A 15,088-nucleotide genomic window follows, 5' to 3' on the forward strand; every position below is an offset into this window, starting at 1 on the left:
ATAAGCAGACATATAAAACCAAAACTACATAAACTACAGCGCTGTGCACACACCCATATCATCATATTACCGTTATTTTAATCACTGTCGTGACTTGTGCTGCTAATGGCATCTCTCATCTGATCAATTGCTAATGACCTATCTATGAATCTTACTGAATTAAAGAAAAAATCAATCGCTGAGCTATTGGCTATCGCCAAAGAAATGGGTCTTGATAATATGGCGCGTAGCCGTAAACAGGACATTATCTTTGCTATTCTAAAAACCCATGCGCGTAACGGCGAAGCCATTTATGGTGACGGCGTACTTGAGGTTCTTCCTGATGGTTTTGGATTTTTGCGCTCATCAGAAGGCTCATATTTAGCCGGTCCTGATGATATTTATGTCAGCCCTAGCCAAATTCGACGTTTCAGTCTAAAAACTGGTGACAGTATCGCTGGTACGATTCGTCCACCAAAAGATTCTGAGCGTTATTTTGCATTATTAAAAGTTGGCGAGATTAACTTTGATACGCCAGATCGCTCACGTCATAAGCTTATCTTTGAGAACCTGACACCCCTATTCCCAACTGAGCATTTAAAACTTGAGCTTGGTAACGGAACCACTGAAGATTTGACTGGTCGTATCATCGATCTAATCGCTCCGATTGGTAAAGGTCAGCGTTCTATCATCGTCGCACCGCCAAAAGCGGGTAAAACGATGTTGTTACAGACCATCGCGCAATCAATCACTCGTAATAATCCTGAATGCTATTTGATCGTACTATTGATTGATGAGCGTCCAGAAGAAGTCACTGAGATGGTACGTACAGTACGCGGTGAAGTGGTCGCTTCTACCTTTGATGAGCCGCCACAGCGTCACGTACAAGTTGCTGAAATGGTCATCGAAAAGGCCAAACGTTTGGTCGAGCATAAGCAAGACGTGGTGATTTTACTTGATTCAATTACGCGTCTAGCGCGTGCTTATAACACGGTCATTCCATCGTCAGGTAAAGTGTTGACGGGTGGTCTGGATGCCAATGCTCTAGAACGTCCAAAACGTTTCTTTGGTGCTGCGCGTAACGTGGAAGAAGGTGGTAGTTTGACTATTATTGCCAGTGCATTGATTGATACTGGTAGTAAGATGGATAGCGTTATTTTTGAAGAATTTAAGGGAACGGGTAACCAAGAGATTACGCTTGAGCGTGACTTGGCTGAAAAACGTGTATTCCCTGCGATTAATATCAAAAAATCTGGTACGCGCCGCGAAGAGCGTCTATTGGACGAAGACAAACTGCGTAAAGTATGGATCTTACGTAAACTACTTCAACCGATGGATGGCGTACAAGCCACTGAGTTCTTATTGGATCGCCTAAAAGAAGCGAAAACCAATGATGAATTCTTTGAGCAAATGAAGCGTAAATCACAAAACTAATTCTTAGTTAACTTGTTAAACATATTCAGCTTTGATTCAATATTAAGACTACCTATAGGTAGTCTTTTTTATGACAACATCAAAATATTAATAGTTAAACCCATTAAAACGTAATTCCTTCTGTCGTTTACAGCTATTGGTGATGATACAGTACGGCAACATCGCTTACATCTCGTTTGCAAAGTTTAGCGTTTTTACTACGACTATATTATTAGTAACCGACTATTATGACAGACAGTAGGAATATACTTAAAAATATCATGGACACAGTATTTTGAATGTATTGTATTTTAAACTTGATGACTTAATAGGTGATAATATGAAATTTGCTAAAACGATCGCAATGACTGCAATTACTAGCTCGGCATTAATCATGACTGGTTGTAACTCTTATAGCGGTATGAGTAACACCGCTAAAGGTGCTACTGCTGGCGCAGCAGCTGGCGCTCTTATTAAAAGCAAAGGTGACAGTAAAGATATCGCTCGTGGCGCATTGGCTGGTGCAGCAATTGGCGGTGCTGGTGGTTATGTTCTTGACAACAACTAAATCTTTCTACGCTGATATTACTTAATAATTGATTGAGTAATATCAGACAAAAGATGATAAAAAAGCCTGCAATTCGTTGCAGGCTTTTTTATGTCTTAATTTTGATTATAAGTCCATGCACTAGACTCGTAATCAAAAACATCAGTATTAAGAAACATCGTTAGTCAAATACATGACTACTAATATGTATAGCTATTAAAGTGCACCGCTGAACGTATCGCAAGATTGTACATTACCGCTTTCTAGACCACGGGTGAACCATTCGACACGTTGTTGACTGGTACCATGAGTAAAGTTGTCAGGCACTACTGCACCACCACTCGCTTTTGCTAGACGATCATCACCGATTTGACTAGCTGCATTCACCGCTTCATCAAGGTCACCAGCTTCTAAAAACTGTACGCGCTCTTGATTGCGCTGGGCCCATACACCAGCAAAACAATCCGCTTGCAACTCTTGCAATACTGATAGCTTATTGGACTGTGCTTGGGTCACTTGCTGACGAGCTTCATTAACTTGTTGGCTGATGCCCAATAACGTCTGAACATGATGACCTACCTCATGTGCTATCACGTAGGCCTGTGCGAAATCGCCAGCCTTACCTTGGTTCTCTTCACCACCAGAGCCTTGCTGATCGCCTGAAATACCAAGATTCTGACGCATCTCTACGAAGAATGACGTATCCAAATAAACAGTCTGATCCCCTGGACAATAAAATGGACCTGTTGCAGAGCTAGCACTACCACATGCAGAGCTAACCTGACCATTAAACAAAATCAATGACGGTTCTTGATAAGTGCTACCAGCTTCGTTAAAGATTTGATGCCAGACTTCTTCTGTATCTGCTAGTACAACTTTCACAAACTGCGTGTCTCGGTCTGTGCTGGTTGCAAGCTCGGTAGATGACTCACTACCACCGCCTGTGACCGCTTGTCCTGTCTGTAATGCGGTCATTGGGTTTACCCCAAATACCAACCATAAAATACCAGCGATGATAATACCACCAATACCACCGCCGATCATCTTACCGCCACCTGTGCTAGAGCGCACATTCGAGCTACCGCGTCTACCTTGCCATTTCATAATTCTATTCCTCAAATATAGATTGATTCGTTATTTCTACTAACCACTATCTCTATTAACCACTACTTCTATTAATCATTACTGATGTTATATATTATTTGGCTGGTTAATTCACGCTATGGCCTAGTCTACTATCCTAAAAGCAAGTAGAAACCCATAAAATTGCTAACTTAACTATAATTTATGTAATATAAGACGATAATCGGACTACTTAATTCAATTCTTACCCATACAAACGGGGCTAATATCGACAATTTTAGATAAGAAACAGGAACCAGAAAAGCTCTCCATCCTTCTCATGTCTTTGATTATACGTCGATTAATCTAGCCTCTTGTATTAAAAAGTATATCGGATAGAGAAAGTAAAATATTATTTTAAATATTATTGTTACTTAATTGTACAGGCTATTTCTATTTACTTAGAAAACCTATAGAATGCGTGGAAGCTGAGTAGCTGTGACTAAGACTAGTTGAATTCTGAGAAATCTCGGATTTCGACCTTTGTTGCTGCTACTGCTCATTTCATTTTTCCGGAGAAAACCATATGAAACTTAAATTACTTGCTCTAGCTGGTATCATGACTGCAACTATGGGCCTTACTGCCTGTGATAGCAGCAAAGAAAACGCTGCTGAAGATTTATCTGACGCGCAAGAAGAAGTGCAAGACGCTTCTGAAGAGCTAAACGAAGCTGCTGCTGAAGGCGAAATGACTGCTGATGCTGACGCTGCTGTTGCTGGCGCTGAAGCTGATATCGCTGATGCACAAGCTGCAACTGCTACTGACGAAATGGACGCTGAAGTTCCTGTAGACGGCGATACCACTAGCGTAGACGTAGCTAGCGAAACTGATACTGCTGCTGTTGAAGCTTCTGACGAAGTAGTAGTTGAAGAAGCTCAGTAATTTATTGTTCATACAATAGATAAACTGTAGTAAAAAAGAGAGCCTATGCTCTCTTTTTTTATGTCTATCATTTATGATTTTAGTAGGTTTCTACTTTATAGATAACCCTAATATGCGATGCGTGCTCCAATATCGAAATACATAGATGTACGCAAAAATAACTAAGTGCAAATACGCACTAGCATTCTTATAATTTCACGATAAAACAGACACACTATCGTTCAGCGCAGTGCCAAACTAAGTATTAGCTATCAAACAAACGCTCGTCAACCTTCTGGCGAAATTTCTGCCCTGTTTTAAAAGTAACCACACGGCGCGCGGATACTGCAACAGGCTCCCCTGTTTTCGGGTTACGGCCTGGACGGCTGTTTTTATCTTTAAGCTCAAAGTTGCCAAAGCCTGAAAGCTTGACCTCCTTGCCATCAATCAAACTCTCTGACAGCTCATCAAAAAGTTCTCCACCAGACAGCGACCTTCTTGGCGTGTTAGGTTTAGGTGACTCATCAAATGCTCAATCATGTCAGATTTGGTTAAGGTGCTCACAGTACGACTCCTATGCTATGTCGTGATGTCGAATATCATGGTTTAGCGGTATGAGGGTTAAGGCTAGCTATTATAAAGGTTTTTTGACCGTTTTTAACAAAGTCTTCATTAAAATCCTTTATTAATAACCACTTAACTTATTCTATGAATAGCAATGCTCCGTAGCCTCATGGTAAAAAGACTACAGAGCATTGGGTATAATACTTACTAAATGTTAGCTGTCGCGCAGCTGTACAGAATGCTGGTCAGTTAGCGCTTGTACCACTTTATCTGTGGCAGTCTTGACGGCTTCATCAGACAGCGTTTGCGTACTGTCTTGCCATATCAGTGCAAACGCTAGTGAGCGCTGGCCTGCTGGTACTTTGTCACCTTGATAAACATCAAATAACCAAAGATCAGTCAGCATATTACCTGCCGCAGTTCGCACGGTTGTCTCTAGTGTCTGCAAACTGATGTCACTGTCTACCAAGATAGCAATATCGCGGCGTACCTGCGGGAACTTGCTTGGTGTCGTGATAGCATGCTGCTCACGTGCAATCGTCAATAGCGGTGCCAGTGACAATTGAGCGACCCATGTAGTCGGCAAATCTAATTGCTTAGCAGTATTTGGGTGCAACTGACCCAACCAACCAACATATACATCATCAATATACAACTCAGCGCTTTGTCCTGGATGCAGGAAGCTCAGCGTACTACGCTCGTAGCGAATACGTGCGCTATCGATTTGTGCTGGTAATAGCTGCTCAATATCATGCTTTAGGTCATAAAAATCTAAGGCGCGGTTTTGATAAGCTTGTTCGCTCCATATATCACCAACTGCAACTAAAGCAATACTTGGCGTTTGTACTAAGTCCCTGATACTTTGTCCAACAAAGCTAAGACCCGTCTCAAAGAAACGTACGCGTGGCTGCTGGCGATTTAAATTATATTGTACGCAAGGCAGTAGACTCGATAGCAAGGTACGACGCATAACGGCCAAATCACTAGAGATAGGGTTTGCCAGTGCCAACACCTCACCCAGTGCTTCGTCGTCAAGCAATGCTTCTAGTTTTGCATCACTAAAGCTAAAGCTAATCGCTTCCATATAGCCGTTGTCGACCAATGCGAGCTTCATTTCATGGGTTAAATCTGCAGTATCATCATAATCCATGCTGACTTGCAAATGTGGCAGGACGCTTGGAATATTGTCATAGCCATAGATACGAGCAATCTCTTCGATTAAATCCTCGCGGATACTCATATCAAAACGGTAAGATGGCGGCTTACAAATCAGTGAATCGCTTTGCTGCTCTACGTCAAAACCCAGTTGGGTCAAGATACGTACCATCTCAGATGGCTCAATATCAATCCCAATGACATCGCTAACTTTCGCGATTGGCAATGTAATCGGTGCGCGTGCTGGCAAATGCTCAAGATTTTCGGCCGTGACTATTTGTCCTGCTTCCCCGCCAGTAATACTGGTGATTAAATCACAAGCTCGTGCCAACGCTAATGCTGGCAATTCAAAGTCGACGCCACGCTCAAAACGCTGAGATGCGTCCGTATGCAGCCCAAAACGGCGTGCGCGCGCAGCGATAGCTAACTGATTAAAGAAAGCACTTTCTACAACGATATTGGTAGTGCTATCGGTGACACTGCTACGCTGACCACCCATAATGCCAGCCAGTGCCAAGGCACCTTTGTCATCAGCAATCACAAGCTCGTCACCCGTCAAGGTAACAGTTTGCTCATTTAGCAAAGTAATGGTTTCATCAGGCTGTGCCAAACGTACAACGATATCACCTTCGATCGTGTCTGCGTCAAACGCATGTAACGGTTGACCCAATTCCATCAATACATAGTTGGTCACATCGACCAAGAAGTTATGTGAACGTAGTCCTGATTGTACCAGCGCATCTTGCATCCATTTCGGAGTATCAATGCTACGATCAATATTACGAATCGATTGCAACAGATAGCGAGGGCACGCTTCCTTTGCATCGACTGTCACGGCTGGCGTTGCAGCAGTGCCAGCAGTATTGGCCGAGATTTCTGGCATTTGTACAGGTAAATCGTTGATGACTGATATTTCGCGAGCGATACCACGTACGCTAAAGCAATCACCACGGTTTGGGGTGATAGAGATATCCAATATTTGATTATCTAGACCTAGATACTCACGGATATCCGTACCAACTGGTGCATCTTCAGGCAGCTCAAGCAAGCCATCTATATCATCGACTAAATCAATTTCAGAAGCGCCGCATAGCATGCCGTTTGAGGCCACACCGCGTAGTTTGCTCTTTTTGATTTTAAACCCTTTCTTATCATCGCTTGGCAATACCGCACCAACGGTAGCAACCGGTGCTTTCATACCGACGGTCACATTAGGCGCGCCGCAGACAATTTGTAGCGGCTCAGCGTCGCCAATATTTACCTGCGTGACACGCAGTTTATCTGCATCTGGATGCTGCTCAACGCTGATGACTTCACCGATGACCACACCGCTAAAAGCACGGGCAACCGCATAGCGTTCATCAATCTCAAGACCTGCCATAGTCAACTGTTCGGCTAACTGTTCGCTAGTATTTGTAGGGTTTACCCACTGACGTAGCCACTGTTCGCTAATTTTCATAAATATCTCGGATCAGAATTTTATAATAAAGATGTTGGAGTAAAGCTTGGCGAATTCACTTGCTATGGTCAATCCTATATAAATTAGATACAGCGTCAGGCTCGCTCAGTCTACAATTTGTAGTACTTTCACTCACTTTCCTTGGATCTAAGTTATCTTGAACTGACTATATAGGTATAAGGAAAACTCTAGCCAAATTGCTTTAAGAAGCGCACGTCATTTTGGAAAAATAAGCGCAAGTCATCAATACCGTAATACAGCATCGCAAAGCGCTCGATACCCATACCAAAAGCAAAGCCAGTGTATTTGTCGCTATCGATACCGCAATTGGTCAATACTTGTGGATGTACCATACCGCAGCCCATCACTTCAAGCCATTTGCCGTTATCATCTAAGATATCCACTTCTGCAGAAGGCTCAGTGAATGGGAAGAACGAAGGACGGAAACGTACGGTCAGCTCTTTGGCAAAAAATGCTTCTAGAAACTCACTGATTAAACCTTTTAGCTCAGCAAAAGTGCTCGACTCGGTGACCATAAGGCCTTCTAGCTGATGGAACATCGGCGAATGAGTTTGGTCTGAGTCGTTACGATAAACACGGCCTGGGCAAATGATACGAATCGGCGGCTCATTTTTTTCCATGGTACGAATCTGAACAGGGCTAGTATGCGTACGCAATAGATAATGCGCATCAAAATAAAAAGTATCATGCATCGCACGTGCAGGATGGTGCGACGGGATATTCAACGCTTCAAAATTATAGTAGTCGCTCTCGACTTCGGGGCCAGTTGCGACATTGAAGCCCGCTTGAATAAAGTACTGTTGCATACGCTGAGTAATCATAGTTACTGGATGCAGATGACCCTTTTGGCCACCGCGAGCAGGCAAAGTAATATCAATGCTCTCGCTTTCTAGCTTGGCATTGAGCGCTGCGACTTCTAGTTGCTGCTGTTGGTCTGTCAGTGCTTGCTGAATGCGGCTACGTACTTGATGCAACCAGCCGCCATAAGTTTTTTATCGTCAGCATCGAGCTTGCCCATCTGCTTTGACCAGCCCGTTAGCGGACTCTTTTTACCAGTCAACTGCACACGCAAATCTTGCAGTGTACGCGCATCAGTTACTTGTAGGATTAGAGCTTCAGCAGCACTCGCAAATTCGGTAAGCTGAGCTTCGTTAAGCTCATTGAGCTCTGAAGACAAGGTCGGTAGCGCCGACAAGTCGTTGGTGGCAGCAGGGTTAGTCATAAGACGCATTATTCCTGATTTGAACGGACTATTAATTGTAGGGATTTGACCAAATATTGCAAACCATTTATCCAGCTATGTTTATATAAAAGATTAATATAAAGACTGGTTATAAGAATGGCTTGAATATTTAGACGATAATAAGCGTATTTTTGCTCGACAAAGTTCAATATAGAGCACGCTTAAAATAATTTAATATAAAAAAAGCCACCGACCAGCGGTAGCTTTTATTAATATCATACTATTAATCAATATTAGTCCTATCCATTTAGACAATTGCTTATAAATAATTATTTAAAAGCATCATACCTGAAGGACGGTTAATATTTAGGCCAATTCCGCTTTTGCTTTTTCGACCAATGCTGTGAAAGTCGCTGCATCATGCATAGCGATGTCTGCTAGAACGCGACGATCGATTGCGATGTTTGCTTTTTTCATGCCATTGATGAAGCGGCTATAGCTTAAGCCGTTTAAGCGTGCACCAGCATTGATACGTGCGATCCAAAGACGACGGAAAGTACGTTTCTTGTTGCGACGGTCACGATAAGCATATTGACCAGCTTTGGTCACTGCCTGTACCGCTACGCGGTAAACACGTGAACGGGCACCGTAGTAGCCTTTTGCGCGCTTTAAGATTTTTTTGTGACGGCGATTTGCCTGTACACCACGTTTTACACGGGCCATAATTTACTCCAAGATTTTTTAATCACTGTTAAGCGAGTGATGATGCCGTTAAATAACAAACATCATTGTCAGATTGCAAAGTCAAATATTTTCAATCAAAGATAGATGACGGTAGGCTATTAAATGTATGGGCACATACGACGAACTGCTGCTTCGTCAGACTTGTGCACCAACTTAAGACCACGCAATTGGCGAATACGCTTAGCTGATTTCTTGGTCAAAATATGGCTTTTGAATGCTTGCTTACGCTTGAAGCCATTCGCTGTTTTTTTGAAGCGTTTAGCTGCGCCGCTTCTGGTTTTCATCTTAACTTTCATGATGATTTGCCTCTTTTTCTGTTTTAGAACCTGGTCGTCAAATAGTCACACTGAATAATCGTTATATAAATAACCACTAAACCTCTATTTGCCTCGAGGTGGGAGGCGCTATTTTAGCAGATAGTGCCTTGTTTTGCCAAGTAAAGTTTTGGCGAGGTTTTAGTAGACAATATAGACAAATAATCAGCATCAAATAAGCGATAGCGACTCTCCTAAAAGCACCAATAAAACGGCTAATTTTCCTCTAAATAGATTGAATGTCAACCTAAGCTGTGCTTAAGTAGAGACTGAGCTATATCTTTATATAAACCCTATTAAAACCCACTTATTTACCATGAATATTTAGGCTGTGATGTATAGCTATAACGACAACAATGCTACTAACCTACAGCACGATAAATAGAATAATCTTTGGCCATCACTCTAGGAGATAGTGTGTCAAAACAAGAGTTAGTATTCGACGACGACTTGTTTGTTTTTGAGACAGTGATGCGTGTACGTCATACGGAAGCCGACGCAGGACAGCATATGACGATCGAATCTCTGACAGCGCTATTGTCCGAAGCACGGCTAAGATTTTTATATGCTAAAGGTGTCAAAGAAATCAACGCAGACCATCAAGGCTTGATTATTGATAAATTGCAGCTAGATATTGTGAGCCGTATCCGCGTACGAGAAGAGCTGTTATTTGAAGTTGGTGTTGAGCCAATATATGATAATGGCGGTAATATAATCCTAAAGGTCACGCGGATGCATACGGGCGAAATAGTAGCAAAAGCGCGCCAGCATTTTAGAGGTTACGACTTTAACCTCAATAAAGTGACTAAGCTTGATAATACGATTAAAGAAGCGTTGTATCCGCATTTATTTAGACTGTAGAATCGCTTATTATCAATAGTATGCTGTTCATTTAGATTTAGCATAATTGCACTCTATAGCACATTTAGCTGACATCATATTGCTAGCTGTCAGCATATTGCAGAGCATTTCAGATAATCTCCCGCTTTAATCATAAGTAGTATAATTGCTTATCACTCTTTTTCACTTTCTACCTATAAGACGACAAATACATTATGACTTTACCTGCTTGGCTGACTGCCGTAACTTTTAATGATGATGGTTTGATTCCTGCAATTGCTCAAGATCATCAGACAGGTCGTATTTTGATGATGGCGTGGATGAATGCAGAAGCATTGCAGCTAACCGCGCAAACCCAAACAGCGGTTTATTTTTCACGCTCACGTGCCAAGCTGTGGCATAAAGGTGAGTCATCAGGTCATACGCAAACTGTGCATGATATTCGTCTAGACTGTGATGCAGATGTGATTGTGCTTAGTGTCACTCAGGCTGGCGGCATTGCTTGCCATACGGGACGTGAATCTTGCTTTTATCAGCGGTTGGATTTATCAGGTCAAACGCCTGAATGGCAAACTGTCGATAAAGTATTAAAAGACCCTGCAGATATTTATCATTCTCATGACTCTACTAGCGAAACTCTTGAAATTGAAAACACTGGTTCGAATACTGACTCTGATACTATCCAAGCACAAGCTGATACTGCTCAAGCACAAGTCGATAAAGCCTCTGTATTGCAGCAGCTCGATAGCGTATTAGCAGAGCGCAAACAAGCCGATGCCGACAGCTCTTATGTGGCCAGTCTGTATGCTAAAGGATTAAATAAGATATTAGAAAAAGTCGGTGAAGAGAGTACAGAAAGCATCATCGCTGCCAAAGATTTTGCTAACTGCGATGAGAGTACAGACAAAGCAAGCTATGATGAAGCACGTCATGAGCTGATCTATGAAGTCGCCGATGTCTGGTTCCATACCTTGGTTGGACTGGCATGGTTTGATATAGAGTCGGACGCCGTATTAAACGAGCTAGGCAGACGTTTTGGGTTGTCCGGTATCGATGAAAAAGCCGCTAGATAAGCCTAAATAAAAAATAAACGTCTATTTTATTGGATTATTGTTGCTTTCACCTATTTGTAATAAGTGCAGGTTATAATATAGCTCTGTTTTATCTCGCATTATATGTCGATGCTTTTTGTTTGCTAGATAGACCTTTTTGCAAACTAAAAGCAGGCATATAAAGACTGAAAACCAAGTCACAAAACTAGGTCACAAAACCAGGTCACAAGGATACCATTATGGGTAGTTTTTCTATTACACATTGGCTGATACTATTGGTCGTTGTCGTTGTCGTGTTTGGCACCTCAAAACTCAGAAATGCTGGTAAAGATTTGGGCGGTGCTGTCAAAGGCTTTAAAGAAGCTGTTAAAGATGAAAATACAGAGCATGCCAAAAAACACGCGGTTCTTGACCACGATGCAACGGCACACACTGAAGAGCGCTCAACCACCAAGGTTGATGATAAGCATAACGTATAGCATCTAAACAGTGACATCGGACCATTATGTTTGATATCGGGTTTTCTGAACTACTTCTCTTTGGCGTTATCGCCCTAATCGTACTGGGCCCAGAAAAACTGCCGCAGGCAGCGCGCACGGCTGGGCAATGGTATGCCAAAATTCGCCGCACAGTCTCAACATTGCAGTCTGAAATAGAGGCTGAGCTTGACTTGGCTGAGACACGTCAGCAAATGCAAAAAGAACTTGCCAAAATTCGCCAGACCGAAGCTGAAATGAGGCGTGAGATGGCTGAGATGCGCGGCAATATGAAAGCTTTTGAAAGCTCACATAGTCCTGCTTCTGAAGCATCGACAAATGCTGAAAACAGCAAGGGCGACGAAGCTCAAGAAAATAGCCGCACACAAAAGCAGCAACCAGCCACACCAAAAGCCTTCGACTATGCTTATGCCACTGACGAGCAGACAAATACGTTAGAAAACGGTCAATTATCGAAGCGCGGTCACAACGGTGACGATGTAGATGACGTAAATGTGGATGATGCAAATGTGAGTGACAACGCCAAAGCAGCGCCAGTTGTTCAGACCATCATTACCCGACCGTGGGAAAACATGTGGTTTCGACTTGGCGCTTATGACAAAGCACGTCGGCTCCCAATGCCACCATATGTGCCAAACTATAAAGCGGATGCCCTACTCAACAGTCCTGCCAACATGCAGACTTCTGACCATAAGCAGGAGACTGATTGATGCCATTATTCAAGCACAAAAAAGTCGTCAAGAGAAACTCGCGATTTCAGATACTCCTACTTTAGATGGCATTGATCAAGACGATAAAGCAACAACTGATAGCACTCAAAACGAATCATCAGATGACGTCTTAAGCCCTTTGGCTGATATGCCTATTACCGAGCATTTGATTGAGCTGCGTCGGCATTTGATCAAAATATGTGTGGCAGTACTGATAATATTTTTAGGCTTGGTCGGTTATTCGCGCGAGCTATATAACTTATTGTCTGACCCATTAGTTGCACAGTTACCTGCCAATTCGACCATGATTGCCACCGATATCACGTCAAACTTTATGGCACCGATACGTTTGACCGTATTTGTAGCCGCGTTTTTGGCGATGCCCTATATCCTTTATCAAATTTGGTCATTTGTAGCGCCCGGTCTGTATAAAAAAGAAAAGAAAATTGCTATTCCAGTACTGCTATCTTCTATATTTTTGTTTTATGCCGGTGTGGCTTTTTCTTACTTTATTGTGCTCAAAGGGGTCTTAAAGTTCTTTATCATGTTTGCCCCGCAAAACGTACTACCCATGACAGATATCGACAGCTATCTCAGTTTTGCCTTAAAATTATTTATGGTATTCGGCTTAACGTTTGAAATTCCAGTCGTTACTTTGCTATTGATATTGGCAGGTATTGTCTCCATTCAGAGCTTAGAAGAAAAACGTCGTTATATCATTGTGGGCTGTTTTGCTGTGGCTGCCGTTGTCACGCCGCCCGATGGCGTATCGATGCTCATGCTGGCGATTCCGATGTGGTTGTTGTTTGAGCTTGGTTTGTTTTTGGCAAAGATTTTAATCAAAGAAGAGCCAAGTCCTACTATCGTATCGACAGTCAAAGAATAAAACACTTACTAGTCTAATCTAGACTAAAATAAAGTTATTGATTACATATAGCTATGCGTTAAACTACCATTACACCGTTTTATTCTTGCCTCATTAGTAAGCTGATTGCTTATTATCACGTTTTAGCATCACCATCATCTATAAGCCATTGTTTACCCAGTGGCTTTTTTTGCCCCTTTTGTTTTTAATCAATTTTTGTATTTAGGTAGCTTTATTATGTCCGCATCTATGCCAGCTTATATGAGCGATCCCACTGACGAGCAGCTGAGCGCGCTGAATATGGCGATGGATCACAAGTCGTTTAAAGTTGTCGCTTATGCGGGCGCCGGTAAGACAACGACGCTCAAGCTAATCGGTGAGCGCTTACGTGGACGCGGACTATATCTGGCTTTTAACAAAGCGATTGCCAATGATGCTCGTTCAAAGTTTCCGCCGCATGTAGAGTGTCGTACTTTTCACTCATTAGCTTATCGTCATGTTGCTCGTGATATTACCGCCAAGCTATCTTTGCCACGATTTTCACCTAAGCGTCTCGGTGATGATTTAGGACTACAGCCTGTACAAGTACGTCGACAAATGGATGGGGTTAATAAATACATTACGCTGACACCCGCACGATTGTCTCGGTTCGTCAGCGATGCGGTAAGTAATTTTGCAGCACGCATGCCAGCTACCCTGCGCCAAGGCACATACTCTTCCCAAGCTGGCTCGATGACTCAGATGCAGAGCAGCTGCGCGGAGATGCTCTACCCCGCTGTTGAGCAGCGTTGGTTACAGTCGATTGATGCGCGTCACCCTGCTGGTATTGGCCATGATATTTATCTCAAGCTTTGGGCGTTGTCTAAGCCCAGTATTCCAGCGGACTTTATCTTATTTGATGAAGCCCAAGATGCCGATCCCTTGATGATGGGTATCTTGACTCAGCAGTCGAGACAAGTCATCTATGTGGGCGATGCACACCAGCAGATTTATGAATGGCGCGGTGCGGTCAATGCGATGAAAAACTGCCGCTACCGCAGACATTATTGACGCAGTCTTTTCGCTTTGGCGAGCCGATTGCAGAAGTGGCCAACACCTTATTAAAAGCACTACAAGAGGACGTACCGTTAAAAGGCAATCCGAATAAGCAGTCCTCTACCGATAAGGGCATGGTACATAGCAAAAAAGATGCTATTTTGTGCCGTACCAATGCGGCTGCTATGTCGCAACTGTTGACAGGATTAAAACACGGGCATCGCGTGGCGCTACAAGCGGATACCGACCGTATGCTCAAATTCTGTCAGGCAGCCGAAAACTTAAAAATGGTAAATCGGCTTACGGTGTACCTGAGCTGGCTTATTTTTATAATTGGGGTGATGTGCAAGAGTACGCCGAAACCAATGAGGGTAGCGACCTCAAAACACTGGTCAAACTGGTCGATGACCATGGTACTAATGTACTAAGCCAAGCGGTCAATAGTCTGACTAGCATTGAAAACGCTGACTATGTCATCTCTACTGCTCATAAAGCCAAAGGGCTTGAATGGGGAAAAGTACAACTAGATGATGATTTTTACTACGATGTGACCACCAACGCGGTCAAGATAAGCCCAGAAGAGTTGCGCTTGCTCTATGTCGCCTGTACTCGCGCGCAAAGCAATTTGGATATTCACAATATTAAAGACTTGATATCAGGATTACAGACGGGTAAAAAAGTGATTTTTGGTAATACTTAATTGTCCTACACCTCTGTCAACCTCAA

The 15,088-nt window shown here is 42.9% G+C and carries 15 protein-coding genes and 2 pseudogenes; 11 read left to right on the forward strand and 6 right to left on the reverse strand.

All coding sequences use genetic code 11. The annotated features are described in order from the left end of the window. The first annotated feature begins 144 nt into the window (after positions 1-144). Together rho and ACOBWA_RS13960 are read left to right on the forward strand one after the other, a co-directional pair. Complete coding sequence (gene rho / locus ACOBWA_RS13955; protein ID WP_055125334.1) at positions 145-1,413, forward strand: transcription termination factor Rho; 1,269 nt, start codon at positions 145-147, stop codon at positions 1,411-1,413. A 319-nt stretch (positions 1,414-1,732) separates the two neighbouring features. Further along, positions 1,733-1,960, forward strand: a complete 228-nt coding sequence (locus ACOBWA_RS13960) for a hypothetical protein (RefSeq protein WP_057761930.1) — start codon at positions 1,733-1,735, stop codon at positions 1,958-1,960. Positions 1,961-2,155: 195 nt separating this feature from the next. Here ACOBWA_RS13960 and ACOBWA_RS13965 read toward each other — a convergent pair whose 3' ends face one another. Next, positions 2,156-3,043 (reverse strand): neutral zinc metallopeptidase, encoded by an 888-nt coding sequence (locus ACOBWA_RS13965; RefSeq protein WP_102092076.1) that lies wholly within the window; start codon positions 3,041-3,043, stop codon positions 2,156-2,158. A 544-nt stretch (positions 3,044-3,587) separates the two neighbouring features. On the opposite strand from ACOBWA_RS13965, the gene ACOBWA_RS13970 reads away from it, so the two are divergent. Beyond that, a complete protein-coding gene (locus ACOBWA_RS13970) occupies positions 3,588-3,944 on the forward strand; it encodes a hypothetical protein (protein ID WP_057761933.1) in 357 nt (118 codons plus the stop codon). A 244-nt stretch (positions 3,945-4,188) separates the two neighbouring features. Here the strand turns inward: ACOBWA_RS13970 and ACOBWA_RS13975 are convergent. From ACOBWA_RS13975 to rpmI, 5 genes and pseudogenes are all read right to left on the reverse strand, one after another. Continuing rightward, positions 4,189-4,487, reverse strand: a pseudogene (locus ACOBWA_RS13975) (integration host factor subunit alpha). A gap of 214 nt (positions 4,488-4,701) precedes the next feature. Then, positions 4,702-7,101, reverse strand: coding sequence for a phenylalanine--tRNA ligase subunit beta (gene pheT, locus ACOBWA_RS13980; protein ID WP_420229709.1), 2,400 nt, complete (start codon positions 7,099-7,101; stop codon positions 4,702-4,704). 188 nt (positions 7,102-7,289) lie between these two features. Beyond that, positions 7,290-8,344 (reverse strand): annotated as a pseudogene (gene pheS, locus ACOBWA_RS13985) (phenylalanine--tRNA ligase subunit alpha). A gap of 327 nt (positions 8,345-8,671) precedes the next feature. Beyond that, positions 8,672-9,028 carry a 50S ribosomal protein L20 gene (rplT, locus tag ACOBWA_RS13990; RefSeq protein WP_011281252.1) on the reverse strand — a complete coding sequence of 119 codons (357 nt, stop codon included), beginning with the start codon at positions 9,026-9,028 and terminating at the stop codon, positions 8,672-8,674. A gap of 119 nt (positions 9,029-9,147) precedes the next feature. Next, positions 9,148-9,345, reverse strand: coding sequence for a 50S ribosomal protein L35 (gene rpmI / locus ACOBWA_RS13995; protein WP_057761939.1), 198 nt, complete (start codon positions 9,343-9,345; stop codon positions 9,148-9,150). Positions 9,346-9,780: 435 nt separating this feature from the next. Between rpmI and ACOBWA_RS14000 the strand changes: the two genes are divergently transcribed. The 8 genes from ACOBWA_RS14000 (at position 9,781) to ACOBWA_RS14035 (ending at position 15,062) form a co-directional block, all read left to right on the forward strand. After that, the gene (locus ACOBWA_RS14000; RefSeq protein ID WP_420229710.1) at positions 9,781-10,224 is read left to right on the forward strand and encodes an acyl-CoA thioesterase; all 444 of its coding nucleotides are present in this window, start codon (positions 9,781-9,783) and stop codon (positions 10,222-10,224) included. A 194-nt stretch (positions 10,225-10,418) separates the two neighbouring features. Next, positions 10,419-11,276 (forward strand): phosphoribosyl-AMP cyclohydrolase, encoded by an 858-nt coding sequence (gene hisI / locus ACOBWA_RS14005; protein WP_420229711.1) that lies wholly within the window; start codon positions 10,419-10,421, stop codon positions 11,274-11,276. Positions 11,277-11,494: 218 nt separating this feature from the next. Next, positions 11,495-11,734 carry a Sec-independent protein translocase subunit TatA gene (gene tatA / locus ACOBWA_RS14010; RefSeq protein WP_057761945.1) on the forward strand — a complete coding sequence of 80 codons (240 nt, stop codon included), beginning with the start codon at positions 11,495-11,497 and terminating at the stop codon, positions 11,732-11,734. Between the two features lie 26 nt (positions 11,735-11,760). Next, a complete protein-coding gene (gene tatB / locus ACOBWA_RS14015) occupies positions 11,761-12,462 on the forward strand; it encodes a Sec-independent protein translocase protein TatB (protein ID WP_420229712.1) in 702 nt (233 codons plus the stop codon). Between the two features lie 148 nt (positions 12,463-12,610). Beyond that, positions 12,611-13,348 (forward strand): twin-arginine translocase subunit TatC, encoded by a 738-nt coding sequence (tatC, locus tag ACOBWA_RS14020; RefSeq protein ID WP_420230788.1) that lies wholly within the window; start codon positions 12,611-12,613, stop codon positions 13,346-13,348. 216 nt (positions 13,349-13,564) lie between these two features. Continuing rightward, positions 13,565-14,377, forward strand: a complete 813-nt coding sequence (locus ACOBWA_RS14025) for a UvrD-helicase domain-containing protein (RefSeq protein ID WP_420229713.1) — start codon at positions 13,565-13,567, stop codon at positions 14,375-14,377. Next, the gene (locus tag ACOBWA_RS14030) at positions 14,374-14,790 is read left to right on the forward strand and encodes a hypothetical protein (RefSeq protein WP_420229714.1); all 417 of its coding nucleotides are present in this window, start codon (positions 14,374-14,376) and stop codon (positions 14,788-14,790) included. The genes ACOBWA_RS14025 and ACOBWA_RS14030 overlap by 4 nt, the downstream gene beginning before the upstream one ends. Then, positions 14,706-15,062, forward strand: a complete 357-nt coding sequence (locus ACOBWA_RS14035; protein ID WP_420229715.1) for a 3'-5' exonuclease — start codon at positions 14,706-14,708, stop codon at positions 15,060-15,062. The genes ACOBWA_RS14030 and ACOBWA_RS14035 overlap by 85 nt, the downstream gene beginning before the upstream one ends. Positions 15,063-15,088 lie beyond the last annotated feature (26 nt).

It is taken from the genome of Psychrobacter sp. ER1 (genome assembly GCF_048631835.1).
Lineage (GTDB): Bacteria > Pseudomonadota > Gammaproteobacteria > Pseudomonadales > Moraxellaceae > Psychrobacter.

Excerpts from the sequence above, each read along its gene's own strand:
- tatB (WP_420229712.1), top strand. The coding sequence starts at position 11,761 with ATGTTTGATATCGGGTTTTCTGAACTACTTCTCTTTGGCGTTATCGCC.
- tatA (WP_057761945.1), top strand. The coding sequence starts at position 11,495 with ATGGGTAGTTTTTCTATTACACATTGGCTGATACTATTGGTCGTTGTC.
- ACOBWA_RS13960 (WP_057761930.1), top strand. The coding sequence starts at position 1,733 with ATGAAATTTGCTAAAACGATCGCAATGACTGCAATTACTAGCTCGGCA.
- tatC (WP_420230788.1), top strand. The coding sequence starts at position 12,611 with ATGCCTATTACCGAGCATTTGATTGAGCTGCGTCGGCATTTGATCAAA.
- hisI (WP_420229711.1), top strand. The coding sequence starts at position 10,419 with ATGACTTTACCTGCTTGGCTGACTGCCGTAACTTTTAATGATGATGGT.
- rho (WP_055125334.1), top strand. The coding sequence starts at position 145 with ATGAATCTTACTGAATTAAAGAAAAAATCAATCGCTGAGCTATTGGCT.
- rplT (WP_011281252.1), bottom strand. The coding sequence starts at position 9,028 with ATGGCCCGTGTAAAACGTGGTGTACAGGCAAATCGCCGTCACAAAAAA.
- ACOBWA_RS13965 (WP_102092076.1), bottom strand. The coding sequence starts at position 3,043 with ATGAAATGGCAAGGTAGACGCGGTAGCTCGAATGTGCGCTCTAGCACA.
- pheT (WP_420229709.1), bottom strand. The coding sequence starts at position 7,101 with ATGAAAATTAGCGAACAGTGGCTACGTCAGTGGGTAAACCCTACAAAT.
- ACOBWA_RS14025 (WP_420229713.1), top strand. The coding sequence starts at position 13,565 with ATGTCCGCATCTATGCCAGCTTATATGAGCGATCCCACTGACGAGCAG.
- rpmI (WP_057761939.1), bottom strand. The coding sequence starts at position 9,345 with ATGAAAGTTAAGATGAAAACCAGAAGCGGCGCAGCTAAACGCTTCAAA.
- ACOBWA_RS13970 (WP_057761933.1), top strand. The coding sequence starts at position 3,588 with ATGAAACTTAAATTACTTGCTCTAGCTGGTATCATGACTGCAACTATG.